The organism is Massilia sp. CFBP 13721, from assembly GCF_014842025.1.
In the GTDB taxonomy this organism is placed as follows: Bacteria; Pseudomonadota; Gammaproteobacteria; order Burkholderiales; family Burkholderiaceae_D; genus Telluria.
The window spans coordinates 103,597-126,425 of sequence record NZ_JACYUY010000010.1; the positions used below are offsets into that span (position 1 = coordinate 103,597).

General features: G+C 63.8%; 29 protein-coding genes. 12 read left to right on the top strand and 17 right to left on the bottom strand.

From position 1 onward, the window contains the following. The first annotated feature begins 252 nt into the window (after positions 1-252). Both IFT60_RS11740 and IFT60_RS11745 read left to right on the top strand, forming a co-directional pair. Complete coding sequence (locus IFT60_RS11740) at positions 253-1,554, top strand: dicarboxylate/amino acid:cation symporter (protein ID WP_192052157.1); 1,302 nt, start codon at positions 253-255, stop codon at positions 1,552-1,554. A 104-nt stretch (positions 1,555-1,658) separates the two neighbouring features. Beyond that, entirely contained in the window at positions 1,659-2,123 is a 465-nt protein-coding gene (locus IFT60_RS11745) for a YciI family protein (protein WP_192052158.1), read from the top strand. On the opposite strand, the gene IFT60_RS11750 is transcribed toward IFT60_RS11745, so the two are convergent. Genes IFT60_RS11750 through IFT60_RS26805 form a run of 3 tightly spaced genes read right to left on the bottom strand, consistent with a single transcriptional unit; the run spans position 2,124 to position 2,853 of the window. Continuing rightward, positions 2,124-2,372, bottom strand: a complete 249-nt coding sequence (locus tag IFT60_RS11750) for a hypothetical protein (protein WP_192052159.1) — start codon at positions 2,370-2,372, stop codon at positions 2,124-2,126. It lies immediately after the preceding gene. 52 nt (positions 2,373-2,424) lie between these two features. Next, the gene (locus IFT60_RS11755) at positions 2,425-2,718 is read right to left on the bottom strand and encodes a hypothetical protein (protein WP_374000783.1); all 294 of its coding nucleotides are present in this window, start codon (positions 2,716-2,718) and stop codon (positions 2,425-2,427) included. A gap of 12 nt (positions 2,719-2,730) precedes the next feature. Beyond that, positions 2,731-2,853 carry a hypothetical protein gene (locus IFT60_RS26805; RefSeq protein ID WP_267874589.1) on the bottom strand — a complete coding sequence of 41 codons (123 nt, stop codon included), beginning with the start codon at positions 2,851-2,853 and terminating at the stop codon, positions 2,731-2,733. Positions 2,854-3,012: 159 nt separating this feature from the next. Here IFT60_RS26805 and IFT60_RS11760 point away from each other — a divergent pair, with 159 nt between their 5' ends. The 4 genes from IFT60_RS11760 (at position 3,013) to IFT60_RS11775 (ending at position 5,913) form a co-directional block, all read left to right on the top strand. Next, positions 3,013-3,408, top strand: a complete 396-nt coding sequence (locus IFT60_RS11760) for a BlaI/MecI/CopY family transcriptional regulator (protein ID WP_192052161.1) — start codon at positions 3,013-3,015, stop codon at positions 3,406-3,408. Further along, positions 3,405-4,682: a M56 family metallopeptidase gene (locus IFT60_RS11765; RefSeq protein WP_192052162.1), complete on the top strand. Its 1,278-nt coding sequence runs from the start codon at positions 3,405-3,407 to the stop codon at positions 4,680-4,682. The genes IFT60_RS11760 and IFT60_RS11765 overlap by 4 nt, the downstream gene beginning before the upstream one ends. A 98-nt stretch (positions 4,683-4,780) precedes the next feature. Continuing rightward, positions 4,781-5,398 carry a PAQR family membrane homeostasis protein TrhA gene (gene trhA, locus IFT60_RS11770; protein WP_192052163.1) on the top strand — a complete coding sequence of 206 codons (618 nt, stop codon included), beginning with the start codon at positions 4,781-4,783 and terminating at the stop codon, positions 5,396-5,398. 107 nt (positions 5,399-5,505) lie between these two features. Then, on the top strand, positions 5,506-5,913 hold the full coding sequence (locus tag IFT60_RS11775) for an energy transducer TonB (protein WP_192087963.1): 408 nt from the start codon (positions 5,506-5,508) through the stop codon (positions 5,911-5,913). On the opposite strand, the gene IFT60_RS11780 is transcribed toward IFT60_RS11775, so the two are convergent. The 4 genes from IFT60_RS11780 to IFT60_RS11795 all read right to left on the bottom strand — a co-directional run bounded on the left by IFT60_RS11780 (position 5,892) and on the right by IFT60_RS11795 (position 8,327). Then, on the bottom strand, positions 5,892-6,392 hold the full coding sequence (locus tag IFT60_RS11780) for a hypothetical protein (RefSeq protein ID WP_192052165.1): 501 nt from the start codon (positions 6,390-6,392) through the stop codon (positions 5,892-5,894). The genes IFT60_RS11775 and IFT60_RS11780 overlap by 22 nt on opposite strands. A gap of 53 nt (positions 6,393-6,445) precedes the next feature. Continuing rightward, positions 6,446-6,838, bottom strand: coding sequence for a hypothetical protein (locus IFT60_RS11785; protein ID WP_192052166.1), 393 nt, complete (start codon positions 6,836-6,838; stop codon positions 6,446-6,448). Between the two features lie 118 nt (positions 6,839-6,956). After that, positions 6,957-7,607 carry a 3-oxoacid CoA-transferase subunit B gene (locus IFT60_RS11790; RefSeq protein WP_192052167.1) on the bottom strand — a complete coding sequence of 217 codons (651 nt, stop codon included), beginning with the start codon at positions 7,605-7,607 and terminating at the stop codon, positions 6,957-6,959. Between the two features lie 21 nt (positions 7,608-7,628). Then, positions 7,629-8,327: a CoA transferase subunit A gene (locus IFT60_RS11795; RefSeq protein ID WP_192052168.1), complete on the bottom strand. Its 699-nt coding sequence runs from the start codon at positions 8,325-8,327 to the stop codon at positions 7,629-7,631. A gap of 201 nt (positions 8,328-8,528) precedes the next feature. On the opposite strand from IFT60_RS11795, the gene IFT60_RS11800 reads away from it, so the two are divergent. After that, a complete protein-coding gene (locus tag IFT60_RS11800; RefSeq protein WP_192052169.1) occupies positions 8,529-9,089 on the top strand; it encodes a PAS and helix-turn-helix domain-containing protein in 561 nt (186 codons plus the stop codon). A gap of 32 nt (positions 9,090-9,121) precedes the next feature. Here the strand turns inward: IFT60_RS11800 and IFT60_RS11805 are convergent, their stop codons facing one another. The 3 genes from IFT60_RS11805 to IFT60_RS11815 all read right to left on the bottom strand — a co-directional run bounded on the left by IFT60_RS11805 (position 9,122) and on the right by IFT60_RS11815 (position 11,357). Continuing rightward, on the bottom strand, positions 9,122-9,964 hold the full coding sequence (locus IFT60_RS11805; RefSeq protein ID WP_192052170.1) for a hypothetical protein: 843 nt from the start codon (positions 9,962-9,964) through the stop codon (positions 9,122-9,124). Positions 9,965-10,087: 123 nt separating this feature from the next. After that, the gene (locus tag IFT60_RS11810; RefSeq protein WP_192052171.1) at positions 10,088-10,507 is read right to left on the bottom strand and encodes an acyl-CoA thioesterase; all 420 of its coding nucleotides are present in this window, start codon (positions 10,505-10,507) and stop codon (positions 10,088-10,090) included. A gap of 73 nt (positions 10,508-10,580) precedes the next feature. Then, positions 10,581-11,357 carry an SDR family oxidoreductase gene (locus tag IFT60_RS11815; RefSeq protein WP_192052172.1) on the bottom strand — a complete coding sequence of 259 codons (777 nt, stop codon included), beginning with the start codon at positions 11,355-11,357 and terminating at the stop codon, positions 10,581-10,583. A gap of 207 nt (positions 11,358-11,564) precedes the next feature. On the opposite strand from IFT60_RS11815, the gene IFT60_RS11820 reads away from it, so the two are divergent. Further along, positions 11,565-13,241 (top strand): electron transfer flavoprotein-ubiquinone oxidoreductase, encoded by a 1,677-nt coding sequence (locus tag IFT60_RS11820; RefSeq protein WP_192052173.1) that lies wholly within the window; start codon positions 11,565-11,567, stop codon positions 13,239-13,241. A gap of 164 nt (positions 13,242-13,405) precedes the next feature. Beyond that, complete coding sequence (locus tag IFT60_RS11825; RefSeq protein ID WP_192052174.1) at positions 13,406-14,632, top strand: porin; 1,227 nt, start codon at positions 13,406-13,408, stop codon at positions 14,630-14,632. A gap of 18 nt (positions 14,633-14,650) precedes the next feature. Here IFT60_RS11825 and IFT60_RS11830 read toward each other — a convergent pair whose 3' ends face one another. The 5 genes from IFT60_RS11830 to IFT60_RS11850 form a co-directional block, all read right to left on the bottom strand. After that, positions 14,651-15,058 (bottom strand): hypothetical protein, encoded by a 408-nt coding sequence (locus IFT60_RS11830; protein WP_192052175.1) that lies wholly within the window; start codon positions 15,056-15,058, stop codon positions 14,651-14,653. Between the two features lie 87 nt (positions 15,059-15,145). After that, complete coding sequence (locus IFT60_RS11835; RefSeq protein ID WP_192052176.1) at positions 15,146-15,607, bottom strand: metallophosphoesterase family protein; 462 nt, start codon at positions 15,605-15,607, stop codon at positions 15,146-15,148. A gap of 19 nt (positions 15,608-15,626) precedes the next feature. Then, positions 15,627-15,917: a DUF378 domain-containing protein gene (locus tag IFT60_RS11840; protein ID WP_192052177.1), complete on the bottom strand. Its 291-nt coding sequence runs from the start codon at positions 15,915-15,917 to the stop codon at positions 15,627-15,629. Positions 15,918-16,056: 139 nt separating this feature from the next. Then, positions 16,057-16,707: a YcbK family protein gene (locus tag IFT60_RS11845; protein WP_192052178.1), complete on the bottom strand. Its 651-nt coding sequence runs from the start codon at positions 16,705-16,707 to the stop codon at positions 16,057-16,059. 103 nt (positions 16,708-16,810) lie between these two features. Then, entirely contained in the window at positions 16,811-17,335 is a 525-nt protein-coding gene (locus IFT60_RS11850) for a GNAT family N-acetyltransferase (RefSeq protein WP_192052179.1), read from the bottom strand. Positions 17,336-17,602: 267 nt separating this feature from the next. On the opposite strand from IFT60_RS11850, the gene IFT60_RS11855 reads away from it, so the two are divergent. After that, complete coding sequence (locus tag IFT60_RS11855; RefSeq protein WP_192052180.1) at positions 17,603-18,619, top strand: sulfate ABC transporter substrate-binding protein; 1,017 nt, start codon at positions 17,603-17,605, stop codon at positions 18,617-18,619. Between the two features lie 252 nt (positions 18,620-18,871). Beyond that, entirely contained in the window at positions 18,872-19,885 is a 1,014-nt protein-coding gene (locus IFT60_RS11860; RefSeq protein WP_192052181.1) for a serine hydrolase, read from the top strand. 91 nt (positions 19,886-19,976) lie between these two features. Here IFT60_RS11860 and IFT60_RS26810 read toward each other — a convergent pair whose 3' ends face one another. Continuing rightward, entirely contained in the window at positions 19,977-20,108 is a 132-nt protein-coding gene (locus tag IFT60_RS26810; protein ID WP_267874588.1) for a hypothetical protein, read from the bottom strand. A gap of 201 nt (positions 20,109-20,309) precedes the next feature. On the opposite strand from IFT60_RS26810, the gene IFT60_RS11865 reads away from it, so the two are divergent. Next, the gene (locus IFT60_RS11865) at positions 20,310-20,573 is read left to right on the top strand and encodes a hypothetical protein (protein ID WP_192052182.1); all 264 of its coding nucleotides are present in this window, start codon (positions 20,310-20,312) and stop codon (positions 20,571-20,573) included. Positions 20,574-20,894: 321 nt separating this feature from the next. On the opposite strand, the gene recD is transcribed toward IFT60_RS11865, so the two are convergent. Next, positions 20,895-22,826: an exodeoxyribonuclease V subunit alpha gene (recD, locus tag IFT60_RS11870; protein ID WP_192052183.1), complete on the bottom strand. Its 1,932-nt coding sequence runs from the start codon at positions 22,824-22,826 to the stop codon at positions 20,895-20,897. Positions 22,827-22,829: the final 3 nt, after the last annotated feature.

Here is a 22,829-nt window from a genome sequence, read left to right on the forward strand (position 1 = left end):
TTCGGTAGAGCCGCCCACCTGACACGTCTACTCTTCCGTATCGGCTCATAATGCAACACCTTCATCACAGCGTCCGATACCCCGCCGCAACTGCGACATCAGGAATCATAATGACCGTCATTCACTGCGTTGGGATGTCCACATCAAAAACCGTAATGACGGATATTCATCCGCTTGGGGATATCCACAATAGCGGCCGCAGTGAGAAATCGTGATCATGCCAACACCATCAACCTCTCGTGAAGAGTTGTCATGAAAAAGCCTTTCTATAAAATCCTGTACGTCCAGGTGCTGTTCGCCATCGTGATGGGCGTCCTGCTCGGCGTGTTCTATCCCGAGCTTGGCACCAAGATGAAGCCATTGGGAGACGGCTTCATCAAACTGATCAAGATGATCATCGCCCCCGTCATCTTCTGTACCGTCGTCGCCGGTATCGCCGGCATGCAGGACATGAAGAAGGTCGGCCGCGTCGGCGGCAAGGCGTTGCTCTACTTCGAAGTCGTGTCGACCTTCGCCCTGGCTATCGGCCTGGTCGTGGCCAACGTCGCGAAACCGGGCGCCGGCTTCAACGTCGACGTCGCCCACCTCGACGCCAGCGCCATCGCCCAGTACACCGACAAGGCGAAGTCGCAGTCGACCGTTGACTTCCTGATGAACATCATCCCGAACACCTTCATCGATGCCTTCGCCAAGGGCGACATCCTGCAAGTGCTCCTGATCGCGATCCTGTTCGGCGTGGCGCTGTCGATGCTGGGCGAACGCGGCCGCGGCACGACCAAGATCATCGAGGACTTCTCGCACGTGATCTTCGGCGTCGTCAACATCGTCATGAAGCTGGCTCCGATCGGCGCCTTCGGTGCGATGGCCTTCACCATCGGCAAATACGGCTTGGCCTCGCTGATTCCGCTGGCAAAGCTGATGGGTTCGTTCTACCTGACCTGCGGCCTGTTCGTGGTCGTCGTGCTCGGCACCATCGCCAAGATGACCGGCTTCTCGATCTTCAAGTTCATCGGCTACATCAAGGAAGAACTGCTGATCGTGCTCGGCACCAGCTCGTCGGAAAGCGCCCTGCCGGCCCTGATGCGCAAGCTCGAAAAGCTCGGCTGCTCGAAGTCCGTCGTCGGCCTGGTGGTCCCGACCGGCTACTCGTTCAACCTGGATGGCACCAACATCTACATGACGATGGCGGCCCTGTTCGTTGCCCAGGCAACCAACACCGAACTGACCCTGATGCAGGAACTGACCATCCTGGCCGTGGCCATGCTGACCTCGAAAGGCGCATCCGGCATCACCGGCGCCGGCTTCATCACCCTGGCGGCGACGCTGGCCGTGGTGCCGACCATCCCGGTTGCCGGCATGGCCCTGATCCTCGGCATCGACCGCTTCATGAGCGAATGCCGCGCCCTGACTAATTTCGTCGGCAACGGCGTGGCCACGGTGGTGGTGTCGAAGTGGGAAAACGAGCTGGACAAGGGCCGCATGGACGCGGTGCTGGCGGGTACCTATGTCGAAGACCATGCCAAGCATGCGACGCCGATGCGCGAAGCAGCGTAATCAGGTACCGTGACATCCTGAAAACCGCGCTTCGGCGCGGTTTTTTTATGGGCCCGTCGGCTCCGTGCTACGCTCGCGCCATAACTAAAACTGGAGACATCCCGATGCGCCTGCCTGCCCTCGTCCTCGCCACCCTGCTCGCCCTTCCCTTTGCTGCCAGCGCCGTCGAACCTGCCACGGCCACGACCCCAACTTACGACGCCGACCTCGCCAAATCCCTCGGCGCCGACGAGCACGGCATGCGCCCCTACGTGCTGGTGATCCTGAAAACCGGCCCCAACAAAATGGCCGCCGGCGAAGCACGCACCAAGATGTTCGAAGGCCACTTCGCCAACATGGGCAAGCTGGCCGGCGAAAAGAAACTGGTCGTCGCCGGCCCGCTCGACGGCAAGGAAGGCCGGCGCGGCATCTTCGTCTTCAACACGCCCGACATCGAGGCGGCGAAAACCTGGGTCGCCACCGACCCGGTCATCATCAATGGCGAAATGGTGGCCGAGTACCACAAGTTCTATGGTTCGGCGGCGCTGATGATGGTGAACGAGGTGCACGGCAAAATAGAAAAGAAGTAGTTACTCCAGCCGGAACACCACGTCCACCGGCTGCACCAGCTTGAGCGCATCGTTCGAGAGGAAGTTGCGCGCGTCGACGTTCGACGCCTTGACGCGGGTAAAGCCGACGTCCGCACGTACCAGCCCGATCGTCGCGCCGACATTCTTCACGCCGCCTGGCGTGACCGCGGTGACTGCGCCCAGCTTGCGCTTCGCTCCCTTGGGGATGATCCCGGCGCGGCGGCGCGCGTCGGCCAGGGCGTTGGCCATCAGCTCGGCCTCGACCTGCTCGCGCTCGACGATATCGAACGAGGTCGAAGGGTTAAGTAGATTCGTCGAGCAGGTTCGGCTTGTCGAGCAAGGGCGCCACCACGGCCTGCCATTTCGACAGGTCGCGCACGATCAGGTGCACGCTGACGCGCAATTCCTGCGCCGACGCTTCGGCCGCCGCATTCCTGCCCGGCTCGCGGCGCACGTCGCGCGTTTCCATGTCCTCAAGCGGAATCCCCTGCTCCTGCAGCAAGGCGCGCACCTCGGCAATGCGCGTCTCGACGGTCGCGCGTGCCAGCGCCGGATCGGCGTCGGCCGCCGCCACGATGAAGTCGAGCGCGCCGATGTTCGGCGTCGTCTAGCGCGAGGCGTCGGCGCTGACGTGCACGAACGGATAGGCCGGCAAAGGCGAAGCCTGGGCCGCGGCCGGGCTGGCAGCGGCGGTGAAGAGGACGGCTGCGAGGGCGAGCGGTTTCAGCATGAAGTCTCCTGTCGGTGTTCTTTAACAACAAGAATAAGCGCATCTAGACAATATTGTCTATTTATCTCTGCCGACGGGCGCACGCGATAAAATCATCTAGACATTCTTTTCTAGACAAGATAATCTAGATCCATCTACCCTGCATTTGAGAGAACCGCCATGGCCACGCCTCCCGAACTTCCGAAGCCCACCGCGGCCGAACTCGACCTGCTGCAAACCCTGTGGCCGCTGGGCGCCGCCACTGCGCGCCAAGTGCACGAGTCGATGCAGCAGACACGTCCCGACGTGACCTACGCCACCGTCCTGCGCCTGATGCAGATCATGCACACCAAGGGCTTGCTCACCCGCGACGAAAGCGAACGCTCGCACGTCTACGCACCGGCGCAGCCGCAAGCGTCGCTGCAGACCAACCTGCTCAAGGACCTGATGCAAAAGGCCTTTGCCGGCTCGGCCAAGGCGCTGGTGCTGGCGGCCCTGAAAAGCGGCATCTCGAAAAAGGAACGCGCCGAAATCGAAAAGCTTCTGAAAGAGGACAAGCCGGAGGACAAACAATGACCGGGCCCGAACTGATCGGCCACATCGGCGCGACCTTGCTCGACTCGGTCTGGCAGGCGGCGCTGGTCGGCCTGGAAGCCTCGGTCGCGATGATCGGGCTGCGCAAGGCGCGTCCGCAAACGCGCTACCTGAGCCTGTGCCTCGCGCTGCTGCTGTGCCTGCTCTGGCCGGCGGTGCAATTGATCGCCCGCCTGCACGGCGCCGCCGAGGGCGCGAGCGGCACGCCGGTGCTGGTGCAGATGCTGCCCGGTATCGCCGGCACCGATGCCGGCGGCTGGCAAGCTTTCCTGCAGGCGCACCTGGCCTGGATCGTGGCCGGCTGGGCGGTGGTGGCCGGCGCACTCGGCCTGCGTCTGGCACTGGGCATGGTGTGGATCGGACGCGCCGGCCGCAGTAACCGCACCGATGCGCACTGGGACGCGCGCTTGTCAAACATGGCCGTCCAGTTCGGCATCGCGCGCAAGGTACGCCTGCGCGTGGTCGATGCGCTGGCCAGTCCGGTCACGGCCGGCTGGTGGCGTCCGGTGGTGCTGGTGCCGGCGTCGCTGGTGGCAGGCATGCCGCCGCAGCTGCTGGAAGCGCTGCTGGCCCACGAACTGGCTCATGTGCGCCGCCACGACTACCTGGTCAACCTGGCGCAGAGCGTCATCGAAACGATCCTGTTTTACCACCCCGTGGTCTGGTGGCTCTCGCACCGCATTCGGGTCGAGCGCGAACTGATCGCGGACGATATCGCGGCAAGGCAACTGGGCGAACCGCGGCGCCTGGCCCTTGCGCTTTCCGAACTGGAACGTCTCCAGTTTTCAACCCACCACCTGGCCCAGGCGGCCAACGGAGGAGATCTTATGACCCGTATCAAACGATTGGTTCGTCCCGACACACCCGCATCGAACTGGAAAGCCGCGCTTCCGGTCCTGGCCATGGCGGCGGCTTGCCTGGCCGGCTGTGCCGGAACGGCCACCCGCGCCGGCGGCGACGCGCTCGAACACGGCGCCCTCGCCAGCAAGCCGATTGCCCAGTTCAATTCCTGCGCGAAACCGGAATACACACCCGATGCGCTCGCCCGCCGCGCACAGGGCACGACCTCGCTGCGTTTCCTGGTCGATACCGACGGCAGCGTGGCCGAAGCGCAAGTGTCGAAGTCGAGCGGCGATGCTTCCCTCGACGAAGCCGCGCGCGCCGCGATCGCCAAGTGCCGCTTCACGCCGGGGATGGCGAATGGCAAGCCGGCGCGTGCCTGGGCGCCGGTGCAGTACGTCTGGTCGTTGGGTTAACAAGACAAGGCCGCTCCCCAATCACTGTGCATGCAGCGCCCCGCGCTAGAATAAAGACGCGACGGTTCGCCGTCGCCGACTGTTCAGCGGAGGGCGCGATGCAATACGGCGAAAGGTTCAACACCATTTCCCACCTCGGCGGGGCACTGCTGGCCTTTGGCGCCAGCATCCCGCTGCTGGCGCGCGCCTTCGACGCCGGCGGCCAGCGTGGCCTGTTCAGCACCGCCGTGTACGCCCTCTCGCTGGTCCTGATGTATGCCTGCTCGACGGCTTACCACAACGCCAGCGGTTCATGGAAACAGCTTTTACAGCGCTTCGACCACCTCAGCATCTACCTGCTCATCGCGGGCAGCTACACGCCCTTCTGCATGCTCATGTTGACTGGCAGCACCGGCTGGATCCTACTCGGCGTGGTCTGGGGCCTGGCGCTTGTCGGCATCCTGCAGGAAACCCGACCGCGCAAGGGTGCACGCGTGTTGTCGATGCTGGTCTACCTGGCAATGGGCTGGTCGGCGGCGACAATGATCGGACCGCTGCACGCCGGGCTCGGTACGGCCGGCTTTGCCTGGCTGCTGGGCGGCGGCATCGCCTATACGGCGGGGATCGTTTTCTACGTGCTCGACACCCGGCTGCGCCACGCCCATGGGATCTGGCACCTGTTTGTGCTGGCGGGGAGCGCGGCGCATTACGTCACGATTTACTGGTACGTGCTGTAACCCAAATAGGCCTGTCAGTGTGGACAGCTTGTTTCTTGACGGATAAACTCATCGCTCTGCTCGCTGCCTCACGGCGATTTTGCGTCACCCCATTATCGAAAGTCATCATGCACGGAAATGACAGGCGCCACTCCACCTGCCGGAGCATCGTCGGATTGCTACTTGCCGGCGCCGCCCTGGCAGCCTGCTCGACCCCGGCTCCTGTCGTGTCGAACACGGGTGCACTGGCCTTGTTCTCCACCTGCACCAAGCCGCTCTATCCGCGAGAATCCGCGCTGCGCGGCAGTCAGGGTACAACGGCAATGAATTTGCTCGTCGAAGCAAACGGACGCGTGTCGGACGGCAAGATCGATTCGTCGAGCGGCGATGCCATGCTGGACGATACGGCCATGAAGGCCATGAAGACATGCCGCTTCAAGCCGGCGATCAGCGACGGCTACGCAGTCGCCCAATGGACGCCGCTGATGTATGTGTGGACGATTGAAAACCCCGATCAGGCGCCCGGGCGGCCATAAGGCCACCGCAGGAGCGCCGCGCTCGCTATTATCATTGCAAGGGCCAGCAGGTTGACGATCAACACACCGGCGGGCAAGTGCACGACGTACGCCAGGCTCAAGATACTACGCAAGGGGTAGATGTCGATCGCATCATAGGAATGGTAGCCGACAAGCTGCAGCGCATAGAACAGCAGCCCTGCTCCATGGCCACCGGCATGCCTGCGCCATACGAGTGCCCCCGACAGCAGTCCGAGCAGTGAGAGCAGCGGCAGTGCACTGTTGCTTTGGTCCGCCATCAGCGACACGAGCAGGCCGACAAGCGCATTGACGATGGTGAAGCCGGCGAGGATTCGTTCGATACGCGCCCAGCGCCGGTGTGGTGTGATCGCGGCGCTATCGGCCGTGGTGTGTTCAGGATGAAGCAAGCGCAACGCCGAGCCGTCCAAAACAAGTTTTGCAATATTTTTCGAAGTGTCTTCGTGTCTATCTTCAAGCATGTTTGACTATCGGTTTTATGACTGGAGTTCAGCTCTTCACTACTTACTTATCACTACTCTACACCCCAGTACAGTCCCGTCAATTTCTGACCAGTCGAAAGCCAGTAGCTTAGCGCCTCCATCGCAACATCGCGTGGAATCGTCGCATTTTCGTCCACCTCAAATGGACAACCATCCGCCACAAATCGGACTGTTTTGCCCGCCGCAGTTTGGCTTCTTGCTGCATGAAATCCTTGATGCTCCAGCAGGCGGACGTAAGCCAATTCCATCCTATTCAGGAATATCAAGAACTCGCCATGGTCCACGCCATGCTTCATTTTCGTGACGATGAGCACCGAATCCGGCTTCAGCAGCTGCATAGCAAGCGCTTGAGCCTCGATCACCGAATCGACCACGGTATCGGTCGACACCGGATCGACACCGGCGCTGAGTTCGAGCCGATACACACATGATTCCATCTGCCTCTTTCTTGTCCGGTCGAATGCAAAAAGCCCGGCAACCGCCGGGCTTCGAATCTACTACAGAAACCGGCATGTACCGGCTTCCACTTGCTGCATAGCGCCTTTACACCCCCGACACGTCCAGCTCCGCAGCCGTCGCTTCCACCACCTGCTCCCTGGTCACGCCCGGCGCCAGTTCGACCAGCTTCAGGCCGCTGTCGGTGATGTCGATCACACCCAGGTCAGTGATGATGCGGTCCACCACGCCGACACCGGTCAGCGGCAGATCGCATTTTTTCAGGATCTTGTGCGAGGTCGAGCCATCCTTGGCGGTGGCGACGTGTTCCATCACCACGACCACGCGCTTGACGCCGGCGACCAGGTCCATCGCGCCGCCCATGCCCTTCACCATCTTGCCCGGGATCATCCAGTTGGCCAGGTCGCCGTGTTCGGAGACCTGCATCGCGCCCAGGATGGCGAGGTTGATCTTGCCGCCGCGGATCATGCCGAAGGAATCGGCCGAGCTGAAGTAGGCGGCGCCCGGCAGCGCGGTGACGGTCTGCTTGCCGGCGTTGATCAGGTCGGCGTCCACCGCATCGTCGGTCGGGAACGGGCCGATGCCGAGTAAACCGTTTTCCGATTGCAGGAAGACTTCGATGTCTTGCGGCACATAGTTGGCGACCAGGGTCGGCAAGCCGATGCCCAGGTTCACGTAGAAGCCGTCCTGCAGCTCTTGCGCCGCGCGCGCGGCCATTTCATCACGAGTCCATGCCATGTTCTGTCTCCGAAGGTGTTCTTAGTTCGCGCGCACGGTGCGCTGTTCGATGCGCTTTTCCGGCGTTGGATTGTGGACGATGCGGTGCACGAAAATGCTCGCGGTATGCACCTGGTCCGGATCGATCTCGCCGATCTCGACCAGCTCTTCGACTTCGACGATGCAGACCTTGCCTGCGGTGGCGACGTTCGGGTTGAAGTTGCGCGCGGTCTTGCGGAACACCAGGTTGCCGGCTTTATCAGCCTTCCAGGCCTTGACCAGCGACACGTCCGGCACCAGGGCCAGTTCCATCACATAGTGTTCGCCGCCGAATTCGCGCGTTTCCTTGCCGTCGGCAACGATGGTGCCGTAGCCGGTCTTGGTGAAGAAGGCCGGGATGCCGGCGCCGCCGCAGCGCAGCTTTTCGGCCAGCGTGCCCTGGGGCGTGAATTCGAGTTCGAGTTCGCCGGCCAGGAACTGGCGTGCGAATTCCTTGTTTTCGCCGACGTAGGACGCGATCATTTTCTCGATCTGGCGCGTTTCCAGCAGCTGGCCGAGGCCGAAGCCATCCACGCCCGCATTATTAGAAATGGCAGTGAGCTGCTTCACGCCCGAGTCACGCAGCGCTTCGATCAGCGCTTCCGGAATGCCGCACAGGCCGAAGCCGCCGACGGCGATGGTCTGGCCGTCTTGCACGACACCAGCCAGCGCCGATGCCGCGTCAGGATACACTTTGTTCATACCCGTCCCTTTTATGAATGAAGCCAACAAGCTCGATGTTGGAATCCCGGATACTGGCGCTGCGCGCCGCCTCCAGGCATTCCTTTATGTACCGCAGAGTAGAATCCCAGCATAGAATACGCCGATTCAAAGCACAATACCGTAGAACTACCGGCCATGGCCCTGCCCCCGCCTCTCTCCCTGCCTCAAGACCCGCTCCAGATGAACCCATCCTGCGCCATCGATTACGAGATGATTTTCCAGCATGCACCGGTCGGCATGTGCATCTCGGTCGATCGCGTGATCCAGTCCTCCAACCTGGCGCTGGCCGCCATGTTCGGCTATGACCGGGGTTACCTCGACGGCCAGTCGTTTGCCGTGCTGTATCCGACGATGGACGAATTCCTGCGCACCGGCGACCGCATCGTGCCGATCATGAACACGAAGGGACGCTACTCGGACGAGCGCATCATGCGCCGCGGCGACGGCGAGCTGTTCTGGTGTCACGTGACGGGGCGCGCGCTGAACCCGGCCGAGCCGCTGGGCGCGGGCGTGTGGACCTTCGAGGACGTGAGCGAAAAGCGCCCGGTGACGGCGGAACTGACGCCGCGCGAACGCGAGATCGCGGCACTGCTGGTGGAAGGGAAAACAAGCAAGGTGATCGCGCGCGAGACCGACCTCAGTCCGCGCACGGTGGAGATGCACCGGGCGAAACTGATGCGCAAGTTTTCGGCGTCGACTTCGTCGGAGCTGGTGCACAAGCTGGTGGGCGTGGCGCGCTAAGGCCCTACGCCGCCCCCCACCGATTTCCTCAATCAGAAGCGCACTTTGACGAACGCCGACGGCCCGGTCAGCTTCAGGTCGAGATCGGCATTGCTGTCGCCATTGCGGTGCAGGTCGATCTTCTGGATGCCGTAGTCGAGCACCACGGCGACGTTTTGCGTCGCTGCCCATTCGACGCCGGCCGAGGCGTTGTAGACATGGCCTTCGACGGTGCCGCCGTTGCGCTTGATGCCGCTCGCTTCGGCGACCAGGCGCACCTTGTCGTTCAGGCTGTAGCGCCAGGCGGCGTCGATGGTCGGCGCCCAGACGCTTTCTTTGGCCGAATCCGCACCGCTCCAGGAATAGTTCACGACCGGCGCTGCGGTGCTGAGGTTGGCCGAGACCGAACCCGAGATCTTGGCGCGCAGATAGGCGGCGCCGAGGCCGACGCCGAATGCGTGCTTGTCGTGGGTCAGCCAGTATTTGTACGACAGGCGCGCCATCTCGATGCGCAGGTTGGCGTCGCCGCTGATGTTGCCGCTGACCGGACGCCCTTCGTACACGGTCGCGCCACTGGCGGCGCCGGCATAGTCTTCGTCGAAACGGAAGTAGTCGAAGGCGATGCCGTGGTTGTCGCCGATGAGGAAGTCGGCTTTTACGCGCGGCAGCGTGGTGTCGCTGATCTTTTCGTCGGGCGTATCGACGCGGCCGTAGCGGGTATCGCCGCCGACGTGGATCTTCGGCTCGGCGCGGAAGGCGCCGACCGACACGCTCATGCGGTCAAGGGCGGACGACTGCTGCGCCTGGGCCAGGCCGGTTGCGGCGGCGCCCAGCAGGATGGCGCATTTCAGGGCGATGACGGATGGGCGAGCGGCGGTCGATACGAGGCGGGACATGGGTTCTCCGATAAAGTGTAGTCAAGGGGGCCCGCCAGACTGCGTCTGACGCGGCACACTTTATTATCGCCAATGTCACAATAACAACGCGCACGATTGCTGACTATGCGGTCAGTAGCTCATTCAAGCCTGCGGCAACAGTGCGCGGATCGCCTTCGGCAAGGGCACCGATTTCTCCGCCCTGAAATCGACCCACACGATTTTCGCCGCACCCTCGGCATGCAAGGCGCCCGCCGCGCCATCCGCATCGACCAGGCGGATTTCGTGCGACACTTCGAAACTCGACCGTCCCGGCGGCCCGACGTACGAGCTGACTTCGATCTCGGCCGGATAGGTCAACTGCTTCAGGAACGAGCACTGGGCATTGACCAGCACCGGTCCGGTGGCGGTCGGATCGGGCAAGGCGCCGACCTGTTCCAGCCAGGCGATGCGCGCCGTTTCGATATAGCGGAAATAGACCGTGTTGTTGACGTGGCCCATCGCATCCATGTCGCCCCAGCGCACCGGCATGCGCATCGTGTGTACCAGTTTCTTGTTGCTCATACGTGTGAATGTCCTGAAAACGAAAAAAAATGGCGCCGCTGCCGGCGCCACTTTCATCATTCTACGACGACCGTTATTGTGCCGTCATGCCGTCGTCCGCGGTGATGATCGCGCCGTTGATGAAATGCGCTTCCTCGGCGGCCAGCAGCAGCAGCAGGCCATCCAGGTCTTCCGGCTTGCCGGGGCGCTTGCGCGGCAGCAGGTCGATCAGCTTCTTGCCCTGCTCGGTACCGAAGTAATCCTCGTTCATCTCGGTGGCGATGTATCCGGGGCAGATGGCATTCACGTTGATGCCGAACTTGCCCCATTCGACCGCCATCGCTTTCGTCATCTGCACCACGGCCGCCTTGCTCATGCAGTACACGCCGATCTGCGGCAGCACGCGCAGGCCGGCCACCGAGGCGATGTTGACGATGCGGTGCTGTTTGCGCGGGTCTCCCTTGGCGCGCTGGATCATGCGCTTGGCCGTCTGCTGCGCCACGAAGAAGGCGCCGCGCAGGTTGGTGTCCATGATGTACTGGTAATCGTCCTCGGTCACGTCGAGCAGGCGCTGGGTGCTTTGCACGCCCGAGTTGTTGATCAGGATGTCGATCGGACCGGCCTCGGTTTCGGCGTGGGCGATCGCCGACTTGATGCTGGCCAGGTCGGTCACGTCGAGGTTGACCACGTGGGCGGCGCCGCCGTCGGCCTCGATCTCGGCGCGCAGTTCCTTGAGGCGTTCGGTCCGGCGCGAGGCCAGCACCACCTGCGCGCCGGCGCCGGCCAGGGCTTTCGCAAAGCGCGCACCCAGGCCGCTGGAGGCGCCCGTGACCATCGCAATCTTCCCTTCAAAATTCACTTCGATGCCCACGTTGGCTCCTGTCCTGTCGTGCTCCGGCACGGATGATGTCGAAGGCATAATGATGTCACAGATTGCAGAGATTAGATCGCTTCGCCTGATAATCGCCGAAATACGCCAAAAGCGCGCCAAAAACGCGCCTAGAATGGCGGGCGACATTGCATTCGGGCGCAAAAACCCGCACACTCGTGCTTAAATTTTTTTAACCATACCAAGACCATGACTGAGACAACCAACCTTCTCGAACAATACGGACCGCGCGAGGCGATGGAGTACGACGTCGTCGTCGTCGGCGGCGGCCCGGCGGGCCTGTCGGCAGCGATCCGCCTGAAGCAGCTGGCGAGCGAAAAAGGCCGCGAGGTCTCGGTCTGCGTGCTGGAAAAAGGCGGCGAAGTCGGCGCCCATATCCTGTCCGGCGCGGTCATGGATCCGATCGCCCTGAACGAACTGTTCCCGAACTGGAAAGAGCTGGGCGCGCCGCTCAATACCGAAGTAACCGAGGACCGCGTCCTGTTCCTGACCGAGACGAAAGCACGCGCCACGCCCTCGTTCATGATCCCGAAGATGCTGACCAACCACGGCAACTACATCATCTCGCTGGCCAATGTCACGCGCTGGCTCGGCCAGCAGGCCGAAGCGCTGGGCGTCGAAGTGTTCCCGGGCTTCCCGGCCGCCGAAATCCTCTACAACGAGGATGGTTCCGTGAAAGGTGTCGCCACCGGCAACATGGGCGTGGACCGCGAAGGCAATCCGACCGACGCCTTCCAGCTCGGGATGGAACTGCACGCGAAATACACCTTCTTTGCCGAAGGTTCGCGCGGCCACCTCGGCAAGCAGCTGATGGCCAAGTACGACCTGAATCGCGGCAAGGACCCGCAAACCTACGGTATCGGCATCAAGGAATTGTGGGAGATCGACCCGGCCCTGCACAAGCCGGGCCTGGTGATCCACACCGCCGGCTGGCCGCTGGACAGCGCCACCTATGGCGGCTCCTTCATGTACCACCTGGAGAACAACCAGGTCGCGGTCGGCTTCGTGGTCGGCCTGGCCTACCAGAACCCCTACCTGTCGCCGTACGAGGAATTCCAGCGCTATAAAACGCATCCGGAAATCCGCAAGTTCTTCGAAGGCGGCAAGCGCATCTCGTATGGCGCGCGCGCCATCACCGCGGGCGGCCTGCAATCCTTGCCGAAGACCGTGTTCCCGGGCGGCGCCCTGATCGGCTGCGACGCCGGCTTCCTCAACACCAGCCGTATCAAGGGCAGCCACGGCGCCATCAAGACCGGCATGCTGGCCGCGGAAGCGGCGTTCGATGCGCTCGGCGCCGAGCGCCAGCACGACGAACTGACCGCCTACCCGCTCGCCTTCGAAAAATCCTGGCTGTACGAAGAACTGCACAGGGCGCGCAACTTCAAGCCGTGGATGAGCAAGGGCCTGTACACGGGCACCGTCATGACCGGCATCGACCAGATGATCTTCAAGGGCAAGGCGCCGTGGACCCTGCGCCACAAGCACGCCGACCACGAGATGCTGCGCCCGGCCTCCGAGTTCAAGCCGATCGTGTATCCGAAGCCGGACGGCAAGCTGACTTTCGATCGCCTGTCGTCGGTGTTCATCTCGAACACCAACCACGCCGAAGACCAGCCGGTGCACCTGACGCTGAAGAACGCCAGCATCCCGGTCGACGTCAACCTGGCCAAGTATGCCGGTCCCGAGCAGCGCTACTGCCCGGCGGGCGTGTACGAGTACGTGAAGACGGATGCCGGCCAGGACCGTCTGCAGATCAATGCGCAGAACTGCGTGCACTGCAAGACCTGCGATATCAAGGACCCGACCCAGAACATCGTGTGGGTGACGCCGGAAGGCGGCGGCGGGCCGAATTATCCGAACATGTAAGCTGAAGCGGGCGCCGGTGGCGCCCGTTTTTTTAGCGGCGCAAGTCCCGCACATTGACTGTTGTTTTTGGGCAACTGGCATAATGCCGAAACCTGCTTTGCCATTCCGGTGATGATTTTCCGTGTGCAATAATTCCGCACCGCAATCTTATCGAAGATCACCGAATGTCACGCACCAGCCTGCTCCGCCCCGTCCTCCGCTGCACCCTGCTCTGCACCCTGCTCGCCACCGCCTTCCCCGCCGCTGCCCAGACGCAGTCCTTCCCGCAGTCCTTCTTGATGTCGCGCCTGTCCCAGCTGCCCGAGTACAGCAGCGGCGGCGACGCCGTGCGCATCTACGGTACGGTCGACCTGGGCGCGATGTATACGCATACCGACAACGGACGCGGCCGCTGGCAGCAGCAAAGCGGCGGCGCGTATACCTCGAAGCTGGGATTCTATGCGTCCGAAGACCTGGGTGGCGGCTTGAAAGCCGAAGCGAAACTGGAAGCGGGCATCAACGCCGACACCGGCGCCCAGCAGGCCAGCGCCCTGTTCAACCGCGAATCCTGGGTCGGCCTGAAGTCGAGCACCTATGGCACGCTGCGCTTCGGTAACCAGATCAACGCGATGCTGCCGCTGTTCGTCGACCCGTTCATGCTGGTGCCGACCAATTCCGTCTACACCTGGGTCGGCGGCGGCGCGATGCAGGGTCCACGCGGCGTCGGCGCGAATACCGACCTCGGACCGGGCACCGGCACCATTCCCGTGCGCGTGCCGAAGTCGCTGACCTACGCCACTCCGCGCGTGATGGGCTTCGGCGCGCAGGCGATCTATGCGACCAATCCATACGGCACCACCGAGCCGAAAGTCGGCACGCGCGGCGGCGTGCTCTCGTTCACGAACGGCACCCTGTTCCTGGCGGCGAGCCTGACCCAGACCTGGAGCAGCCCGGTGGTCGTCAGCGCCGGCGCGCCGGCGCAATCGGTACGCACCGACATCCCCGCCTTCGGCGCCATCTACGACACCGGCAAGCTGGTGCTCTCGGCCTCGTACGCACGTACCACGCCGCAAGTGGCGCAGGGCGGCGAAGCGGACATCAAGACGCTCGGCGCGATCCTCAACGAAGGTAATTTTTCGTGGCTGGCCTCGGTCGTGCACCGCGACACCGACGGTGCGCGCAATGCGGCCGGACGCCCGGTCGAATCCTCGGCCCTGGGCCTGATGCTGGGCGCCGACTACAACCTGTCGCGCCGCAGCGCCCTGTACGCGCGCGCCGGCTCGGTACGCAACTTCGGCGCCTCGACCATCATCCTCAACAGCGTGGCGCTGCCCTTCCAGGTCGGTTCGACGGCGCCGCAGACCGGCATCGAGACGCGTACGTTCTCGATGGGCATGCTGCATCACTTCTGATCCGCTTAGCCGGGCAGATCAGCCTATACGGGCGCGCCCGCGCGACCCGAAGCGGTGGCCGACCACCAGGGTCGTGCTTGCGACCAGGCTGGACAGGCCGATGACGAGCTGGATCAGGCGGTCGGCCGGCAGCAGCCAGTAAGACCCGCGCGGGACCTCGGCGCCGGTGGCGGCCACGATCAGGGGCGCGATCCAGGCGGCGTCGTCGTCGACATCGAGCACGATCGCGTCTTCGTGCGTCTGCATGTAGATGTTGCCGCCTTCGGCCAGCGTGAAGCAGATGCCGTAGCCGGTTTCCTGCGGCTTGATCAGGTCTTGCATGGCCTGGTCGTGCTCCGCGATCCAGAGTTCGACGTCCTGCGGCGTTTCGAGGTGGATCCAGGGACGGGGACGGAAGCGAGGCGGTGTGTCGAGGGGTGCGGTCATCGGGACGAAACTATCAACGGCAAAGAGAGACATCCTACGGCATTTCGGGGTGCGCGTACATGGCGCGCAGGGTGCCGGGATGCCTGCTCAAGCATCGACCAGGGTGACGATGCGCGCACGGACGCCGTCGCCCTCGATGATCAGTTCCGCCGCGCTGATCGGTAGGCTGAAACGGCGCCGCCCGGCGCTGCCAGGGTTGATGTAAAGGACGCCATCCTGCTCGACACTGGACGGCCGGTGCGAGTGCCCCGACACCACGATGCGCACGCCGGCTGCGGCCGGGTCGACGTCGAGTTCCTTCAGGTCGTGGATCGCATACAGCGCGACCTTCCCGAGCTTCAGCGTGGCCGTGACGGGAATGGCGCGCGCCCAGGCTTCGCGGTCGTTGTTGCCGCGTACGGTCGTCAATGGAGCGATCTGCGCCAGGCGCGCGAGAATGTCGGCGTTGCCGATGTCGCCGCCGTGGACGATATGGTCGCAGCCGGCGAGGAAGTCCAGCGCTTCGGGACGCAACAGCCCGTGCGTATCGGAGATCAGGCCGACACGCACGGCTTGGTGGACGTTCCCGTTAGCGATGGCGCTTCGCTCCCGCCATCTTCGCCGTCGTATAGATCGAGTACAGCGCGGCCAGGCCGACCAGCACGTAGACCAGGCGCGTCGCCGGGCTGCCGGGGCCGAAGATGGTGGCGACCATGTCGACCTCGAACAGGCCGACCAGGGCCCAGTTCAGGCCGCCGATGATCAGCAAGGCCATCGCCAGGTAGTCGAGTGCCGACATGGCCGAGCGGCCCTCGCGCACGTTGGTACGGCGCTCGGGACCGGTGCGGCGGTCCAGTGTGGGTGCGTTCATTGTTGCCATACAGTCCTCCTCAAGAATGCAAGCGCGGGCGGCAATGGGAACATCGCCCCGCAGTTCTCAAGATAGCAAAAACTTCCGCAATGATGGCGCCCGCAAGCCTCTCAACCCTGACAGGCTTGACAGGCCGCTTGGAGGCCACTTAGCCCTTCCAGGTGCGGTTCAGGCCGGTGTCGGCATGGATCCAGCCGCCTTTCGGGCCGGAACGATAGTAATAGCCGACGCCGCCCTGGCGGAAGCTGCGGATCAGGCCGCCGAGCACTTCCTCGTTCAGGCTGGAAATACGGATGTCGGCCGCCTTGCCCGACATGTGCAGCGACTTGCGCGCGGCCGGGATGCCTTGCTCCTGCAGGCGCGCGTTCGACGCCGGGGTGCGGTAGCCGGACAGGATCTCGAGCGGCTGGGTCATGCCGTAGCGCGCGATGAAGGCCTGGGTGCCCCACAGCATTTCGAGCAGCTTGGGGTCGATCGGCGCGGTGGCGCGGCCGTTGACGTCGCGCAGCAGGTGGCACAGCTGCTCGTAGGCCGAGTCGATCATCTGGCCGTCCTTCCAGTACAGGACCGTGGCGCGCTCGCCGCTTTGCGGGCGCGTCACCGAGAGCGTGCGCGGCTTGACCCAGAAATCGAGGTCGAGCAGCTGGGCGTCGAACAGGTCGGGCGGCGGCGTCAGGTCGGCCGGTGCGGCTTGCGGCGCCGCTTGCGCTACGCCGGCGGGGAGAATGAGTGTCGGTGCCAGTGCGCCGAGGGCGGACAGGCGCATGCCGTGCTGAAGAAAATCTCTGCGGGAAGCCATAAAGTACTCATCTTTGCGAAGCCGGTACTATAGCTTAAGGAGATGCCGCACAAAAGACGTGTCTTGTTGCTTTTTCACGGCTTTTTTTACAACTCAGCCGCTACTAGTCGCTGCATTTGCAGAAACGCTTGCTGCGCGCTTCCGCCTCTTGCGCAGCAGCATCAAGCTGCTTCCACATCAGGCTGCAGTCAAGCCCATAGCAGGACTTTTCGAGGCCGGCGTTCACGTAGCCCTGGCGCTCGTAGAAGCTGGTGCAGCTTTCGGGGCTGTGCAGGTGCAGCTTGCGGATATTCCAGGCGCGTGCCTGTTCCTCGACGGCCGCCACCATGGCGCGCCCGACACCGCTGCGCAAGGCGCCCGGCTCGACATAGCACAAGGCCATCTTGCCGGCCGGCGTCAGCAGGGCCAGGCCCAGCAATTGTCCGTCGCGTTCGGCAACGATGGCGTAGTTCGCCGGCGACGCGAACCAGGCGGCGACGGTTTCCGGCGTCTTGTTGGAGAGCCAACTATCGAGCACACCGGGCCGGCCGCGGTGGTCCGGCGCGCAGACCTCCTCGATCGAGCGGCGCAGCAAGTGGCAAGCGGAAACGGCGTCGGCCGGTACTGCTTTGCGAATGTCGATACCCATGAACGTCTGACCCAGTAATTCTTGATGACTGTTGCTATTGCCCGGCTACATGCTTTTGGCATGGCCGGTGAATGTGCGGACTATACACCGAAAGCCGCAGAGCTTGCCGGAGGCGGTGCCAAGCTTGCGCGGCGGCAAGCCGAGCCTTGCCGGAAGCGCAGCGCGTTCAAATATCTTCTAAGCATATGACGAAAGTATTCTTCCGTTTTCCCGTGAATAAATGGAACATGAACGCTGTTCCCATTGTATTTAAAAAGCGAGAAAAATATGCCAAGCACCCCATTCTTACCGCTGCGCCGCTGGATCCTCGCGCTCGCCGTGGGCGCCGCCCTGCCCCTGTCGGCCAGCGCCGCCTCGCTCGAACTGCTCAACGTCTCCTACGACGTCGCGCGCGAATTGTACAAGGACGTCAATCCGGCCTTTATCGCGAGCTGGAAGCAGAGCACGGGCGAAACCGTGACGATCAAGCAGTCGCACGGCGGCTCGAGCAAGCAGGCGCGCGCCGTAGCCGATGGCCTGGAAGCGTCGGTGGTGACGATGAACCAGGCCAACGACATCGACATGCTGTCCGACCGCGGACTGGTCGCCAAGGACTGGGCGAAGAAATTCCCGAACAACGCGGCGCCCTACTACTCGACCATGGTGTTCCTGGTCCGTAAAGGCAATCCGAAAGGCATCAAGAATTGGGAAGACCTGGCCAAGCCGGGCGTCCAAGTCATCATCCCGAACCCGAAGACCGCCGGCAACGGCCGCTACACCTACCTGGCGGCCTGGGGCTCGGTGCTGAAGCAAAAGGGCGGCACCGAAGCCCAGGCGCGCGCGCTGGTCGGCCGCATCTTCAAGAACGTGCCGATCCTGGACGCGGGCGGGCGCGCCGCGACCACCACCTTCACCCAGCGCCAGATCGGCGATGCCCTGGTGACTTTCGAAAACGAAGTGAGCATGGTGCGCGCCGAGTTCGGCGACAATTTCGAGGTGGTCTACCCGAGCGTGTCGATCCTGGCCGAGTCGCCGGTGGCCGTGGTCGACAAGGTGGTCGACCGCCGCGGCGTGCGCAAGCAGGCAACGGCTTACCTGAACTTCCTGTATTCGCCGGCCGGCCAGGAAATCGGCGCCAAGCATTTCATGCGCGTGCGTAACGAAGCGGTAATGAAAAAGTTTGCAGGCAACTACAAGCCGATCAGCCTGTTCTCGGTCGACGAACTGTTCGGCGGCTGGCGCAATGCCCAGAAAGTCCACTTCGACGATGGCGGCGAATTCGACAAGATCTACCAGTCGAAGTAAGCAGCGACGCGCGCGTCTGAACTTCGCGTAAATTCGCAAATAAGCGACGTAATTGCTTGTCTAGAAAGGCTCTGCGACACCGCAGGGCCTTTTTTGTCTCGAAATTTCACAGTTGAGGTCGGTTTTCGTCCGTGCGCCATAGACACGAGGAAATGTCAATGCTATCGTCCACTCTTCTGATGTGCCCTATAGCAAGATAACGCCGCGCCTCCCCAGCGCCTGGCCTTCAATCCGACACCTACCCTGACATCCATGATCAAAAAACTGCTCGCCGCCGCCCTGTTGTCGATCTCGTCTGCTGCCGCCATCGCGGTGCCGTTCGGATCGCAATCGGTGCTGGTGGTCGAAGACGACACCGGCAAGATTTTGCTGGAAAAGAATGCCGGCGCGGTCGTGCCGATCGCTTCGCTGACCAAGCTGATGACCGCGATGGTCATCCTCGACGCGAAGCAGGACATGAACGAGCTGATCGAGATCGACCGCAGCGACGTCGATACCCTGAAACACAGCACCTCGCGCGTGCCGGTCGGCGCCAGCATCCCGCGCGGCGACGTGCTGCAGCTGGCCTTGATGTCCTCGGACAACCGCGCCGCCGCCGCGCTGGGCCGCACCTACCCGGGCGGCTTGCCGGCATTCAAGGCCGCGGTGCGGCGCAAGATCGCCACCCTCGGCATGAGCAATACCGTGATCGAGGAGCCGACCGGCCTGTCGCCGAACAACCGCTCGACCGCGGCCGACCTGGTCAAGATGGCGCAGGCCGCCTCCCATTACAAGGAAATCACCGACCGCACCACCGATGCCAAGAACCTGGTGAGCATCAATGGCCGTGAAGTCGAATACCACAACACCAACCGCCTCGTTGGCGCCAAGGGCTGGGACATCGGCCTGTCGAAGACCGGCTACATCCAGGAAGCGGGCCGCTGCCTGATCATGAGCATCAAGGCCGGCGGCAAGAACGCGACCATGGTGCTGCTCAACGCCGGCGCTTCGTCGGCGCGCATCCTCGACGCCCTCAACGTGCGCCGCTACATCGCCGGCGAAGAGGCACCGGTGGCGCGCATCGCCAAGGCGGCGCGTTCGTCGCGCGTCATGAAAGCAGGCAGCCGCGCCCCGCGCATCGCCGCCAGCAGCGGTGGCGCGCGCATCAAGGCCGCCAGCGGCCGCGTCGTCAAGGTCAAGGTCAAGGTCAAGGCTGGCGTGCGCAGCAAGGCCAAGGTGGTGGCGACCAAGAAGAAGGTCGTGGTCGTGCGCAAGCGCCGCAATTGATCGGTTGAATTTGCGGGCCTGCGGGACCGTAACGACGAAAAAAAAACCGCCTGCTGGCGGTTTTTTCATGCGTGCTCCCGAAACTCGGGAATTACAGCGGCGCCGAGTGGCCGTCCGCGTACGGTGCGCCTGCCAGCTCGAAAGCGCGGCGCAGGAAAGTCTTCACGCGTGCGGAGGTGATCGGGGTGTCAAAGCGGTGAAACGAATTCAAAATGGCATCCATGGCTGCTCCTGTGTCAGTGATATTTGATCGATGAAGTCAGTGTAGGGCATTGGCAGATATAAATCCAATTTCGGTTTCGCATTTCGGCTATAAGTCTGTTCGATATCTGGCTTATGCGATTTGCTTATGGCTGTTATCGCCCGGCTGCGCTGTCGATTGTGCATTACGGGTAGAATGCGGCGAACAACACGAGAGCTTCCAATGAAAAAAACCGACCTTGCCAAGAGCGACGCCAAGAAAATCATGAACCAGATGGGCGCGCGCAACGCCAGCTTCGGCGCCGCGGATGCCGCGCCGGTCGACAAGCGCGAACAGCGTGAGCGCGACCGCGCGCTGGGGCTGGTGCCGTTTGCGGTCAAATTGAATGGCGAACTGGTGGCGCAGTTGCAGGCGCTGGCGAAAGAGCGTGGGGTCGACATGAACTGGCTGGTCGATGAGCTCGTGCGCAAGGGACTGGCCGGATAACACGTCTTTGTAGGGTGCGCTCTCGAGCGTACGCGGTGCAACGCCGGCACGGTCGGAACGCTGTGAGGCAAGCCGCAGGCTGGGCACAGGTAACGCGTGGACAAAGCGGTTCGCCGCCCGGTCCACCCTACTTTCAGGACCAGTACGCGCGTGTAGGGCGGTCGGCTCCACCGGATAGCATGCGTCGACGCGACGTGTGCGCCGCCCACGCGTTCCGTACCAGGGAGATCATCGCACCAGTTCACCGAACGCGTGGACGGCCACGAGACCACGGCCGGCAAGCGTCGGCGGTAAAGCCGTCCACCCTACCGCCGGGGCTTTTCAGCGCTCGATCAAATGACGCAGGCCACTCGCCCGGTGCGTCCGTCGCGCCACCGCCTCGGCCAGCACCGACCCGTGCGGCGTCACCAGCGTGAATTGCGCGCTGGCGCGGGTGATACCTGTGTAGACCAGTTCGCGCGTGAGGATGCCGTGGCGGTCTTCGGGCAGCACCAGCACCGTGTGGCTGAACTCGGAGCCCTGCGACTTGTGGACCGTCATCGCAAACGCCGTCTCGACGCTGCGCAGGCGCGTGGCCAGCACGCTGCGTACGTCGTCGCCTTCGAGGAAGTAGACGCGCAGCGAACCGGGGCGTGCCGGGTCGGCCAGGGTCAGGCCGATGTCGCCGTTGAAGACGCGGGTGCCATAGTCGTTGCGGGTCACCATGACCGGACGCCCGGCATACCATTCGCCGGCGCGGCGCAGCAGGCCGGCCGTCTGCAGGCTCGCCTCGATCGCCGTGTTCAGGCCCGCCACGCCCCACTCCCCTTCGCGCACCGCGCACAGGATGCGGAAGGCTTCGAAGCGCTGCAAGACGGCGCGGACCCAGTCCTCATGGTCCGCACCCGGGCCGGCACGCAGCAGTTCGAGATAGGGCTGGTAGCCCGCCAGCGCCAGGCTCACGACCTGGTGCTGGTGCGCGCCTTCGATCCAGCGCAGCGCGCCTTCGCCTTCGGCGCGCAGCACCGCTTCCGAGGCGGGCGCATCGCCGGCATTCACGGCCAGCGCCAGCTGCCCGATTGGGCCGCCGAAGCGGCGGCTGTGGCGCAGCATCACGGTCTGCTGGGCCAGCGGTCCGGCCGTACCGAGGAATTCGGGCGGCAGTTCCTCGCCGCTGGCGTCGAACACGTAGTCGGCGGTTGCACGGCTGTAGCCGCCGGACTGGGCGTCGTGGCAGAGGTCGCCCAGCACGGCGCCGGCTTCGACCGAGGCCAGCTGGTCCTTGTCGCCCAGCAGGATCAGGGTGGCGCCCGCGGGCAGCGCGTCGAGCAGGCAAGCCATCATCTCCAGGTGCACCATCGAGGCTTCGTCGACGATCAGCACGTCGACCTCGAGCGGATTGCCGGCGTGGTGGGCGAAGCTGCGGGTGTCGGGGCGCGCGCCCAACAGGCTGTGCAGGGTGCGCGCAGCGCCCATGCGGCTGGTCAGCTCGCGCAGCGGCAGCGCTTCGCCGACGCGCTCGGCGAGGTCGGTCAGCGCCTTGTCGATCGACTGCTTCAGGCGTGCCGCGGCCTTGCCGGTCGGCGCGGCCAGCGCGATGCGCTGCCGGGCCGCGTCCGGGGCGACCGCGAACAGCAGCGCCAGCAGGCGCGCCACCGTATAGGTCTTGCCGGTGCCGGGGCCGCCGGTGATGATTGCGACCGAGCCGCGCAGGGCCACCGCGCAGGCCAGCTTCTGCCAGTCCGGTTTCGCCGAGGCGCGCTGCGACGCGAACAGCAGGTCGAGCCAGGTACGCGCCTGGGCTGCTTCGACCGGATGCGTGGCGGCGGCGCGTTCACGAATGCTGTTCGCCACCAGCGTTTCGTCGCGCCAGTAGCGGCGCAGATACAGGCGCTCGCCGTCCAACACCAGCGGCGCGCCGAAATCGAATTCGCCTACCTGCCAGACCTGTTCGCAGGCCGCCAGCTGGGCGGCCCAGGCCTTGGCGTTTTTCGGCAGCGGCGCGACCGTGCCGGCCAGCGCCTGCCATGCTTCCCGGGTCCAGCCGAGCAGTCCGGCCGGATCATGTGCCAGGTCGGCCATTTGCAGGCAGCTGTGGCCGCGTCCCTCGAGTTCGGACAGCACCAGCGCCGCCAGCAGCACCGGCGGCGCGACGGGGCCCAGCGAATCGACGAACCGGGCAAAGGCGCTCGAGAGGCGCCGCAGTTCGCCGGCCTCCGTCAGGCGCGCCGCTTCTTCCCACAAGGCGACGGCAGTGTGTGCGTCATGCTTCATGCG

What these genes read in the sequence shown, in the direction of transcription:
- IFT60_RS11810 (WP_192052171.1), bottom strand. Translation starts at nt 10,507, where the DNA reads ATGAGCAACAAGAAACTGGTACACACGATGCGCATGCCGGTGCGCTGG.
- IFT60_RS11765 (WP_192052162.1), top strand. Translation starts at nt 3,405, where the DNA reads ATGACCGGGCCCGAACTGATCGGCCACATCGGCGCGACCTTGCTCGAC.
- IFT60_RS11780 (WP_192052165.1), bottom strand. Translation starts at nt 6,392, where the DNA reads ATGCTTGAAGATAGACACGAAGACACTTCGAAAAATATTGCAAAACTT.
- IFT60_RS11855 (WP_192052180.1), top strand. Translation starts at nt 17,603, where the DNA reads ATGCCAAGCACCCCATTCTTACCGCTGCGCCGCTGGATCCTCGCGCTC.
- recD (WP_192052183.1), bottom strand. Translation starts at nt 22,826, where the DNA reads ATGAAGCATGACGCACACACTGCCGTCGCCTTGTGGGAAGAAGCGGCG.
- IFT60_RS11760 (WP_192052161.1), top strand. Translation starts at nt 3,013, where the DNA reads ATGGCCACGCCTCCCGAACTTCCGAAGCCCACCGCGGCCGAACTCGAC.
- IFT60_RS11800 (WP_192052169.1), top strand. Translation starts at nt 8,529, where the DNA reads ATGAACCCATCCTGCGCCATCGATTACGAGATGATTTTCCAGCATGCA.
- IFT60_RS11840 (WP_192052177.1), bottom strand. Translation starts at nt 15,917, where the DNA reads ATGGCAACAATGAACGCACCCACACTGGACCGCCGCACCGGTCCCGAG.
- IFT60_RS11745 (WP_192052158.1), top strand. Translation starts at nt 1,659, where the DNA reads ATGCGCCTGCCTGCCCTCGTCCTCGCCACCCTGCTCGCCCTTCCCTTT.
- IFT60_RS11775 (WP_192087963.1), top strand. Translation starts at nt 5,506, where the DNA reads ATGCACGGAAATGACAGGCGCCACTCCACCTGCCGGAGCATCGTCGGA.
- IFT60_RS11850 (WP_192052179.1), bottom strand. Translation starts at nt 17,335, where the DNA reads ATGGGTATCGACATTCGCAAAGCAGTACCGGCCGACGCCGTTTCCGCT.
- trhA (WP_192052163.1), top strand. Translation starts at nt 4,781, where the DNA reads ATGCAATACGGCGAAAGGTTCAACACCATTTCCCACCTCGGCGGGGCA.
- IFT60_RS26805 (WP_267874589.1), bottom strand. Translation starts at nt 2,853, where the DNA reads ATGCTGAAACCGCTCGCCCTCGCAGCCGTCCTCTTCACCGCCGCTGCC.
- IFT60_RS11845 (WP_192052178.1), bottom strand. Translation starts at nt 16,707, where the DNA reads ATGGCTTCCCGCAGAGATTTTCTTCAGCACGGCATGCGCCTGTCCGCC.
- IFT60_RS11830 (WP_192052175.1), bottom strand. Translation starts at nt 15,058, where the DNA reads ATGACCGCACCCCTCGACACACCGCCTCGCTTCCGTCCCCGTCCCTGG.
- IFT60_RS11805 (WP_192052170.1), bottom strand. Translation starts at nt 9,964, where the DNA reads ATGTCCCGCCTCGTATCGACCGCCGCTCGCCCATCCGTCATCGCCCTG.
- IFT60_RS11795 (WP_192052168.1), bottom strand. Translation starts at nt 8,327, where the DNA reads ATGAACAAAGTGTATCCTGACGCGGCATCGGCGCTGGCTGGTGTCGTG.
- IFT60_RS11750 (WP_192052159.1), bottom strand. Translation starts at nt 2,372, where the DNA reads ATGGCCAACGCCCTGGCCGACGCGCGCCGCCGCGCCGGGATCATCCCC.
- IFT60_RS11865 (WP_192052182.1), top strand. Translation starts at nt 20,310, where the DNA reads ATGAAAAAAACCGACCTTGCCAAGAGCGACGCCAAGAAAATCATGAAC.
- IFT60_RS11860 (WP_192052181.1), top strand. Translation starts at nt 18,872, where the DNA reads ATGATCAAAAAACTGCTCGCCGCCGCCCTGTTGTCGATCTCGTCTGCT.
- IFT60_RS11820 (WP_192052173.1), top strand. Translation starts at nt 11,565, where the DNA reads ATGACTGAGACAACCAACCTTCTCGAACAATACGGACCGCGCGAGGCG.
- IFT60_RS11740 (WP_192052157.1), top strand. Translation starts at nt 253, where the DNA reads ATGAAAAAGCCTTTCTATAAAATCCTGTACGTCCAGGTGCTGTTCGCC.
- IFT60_RS11790 (WP_192052167.1), bottom strand. Translation starts at nt 7,607, where the DNA reads ATGGCATGGACTCGTGATGAAATGGCCGCGCGCGCGGCGCAAGAGCTG.
- IFT60_RS26810 (WP_267874588.1), bottom strand. Translation starts at nt 20,108, where the DNA reads ATGGATGCCATTTTGAATTCGTTTCACCGCTTTGACACCCCGATCACC.
- IFT60_RS11825 (WP_192052174.1), top strand. Translation starts at nt 13,406, where the DNA reads ATGTCACGCACCAGCCTGCTCCGCCCCGTCCTCCGCTGCACCCTGCTC.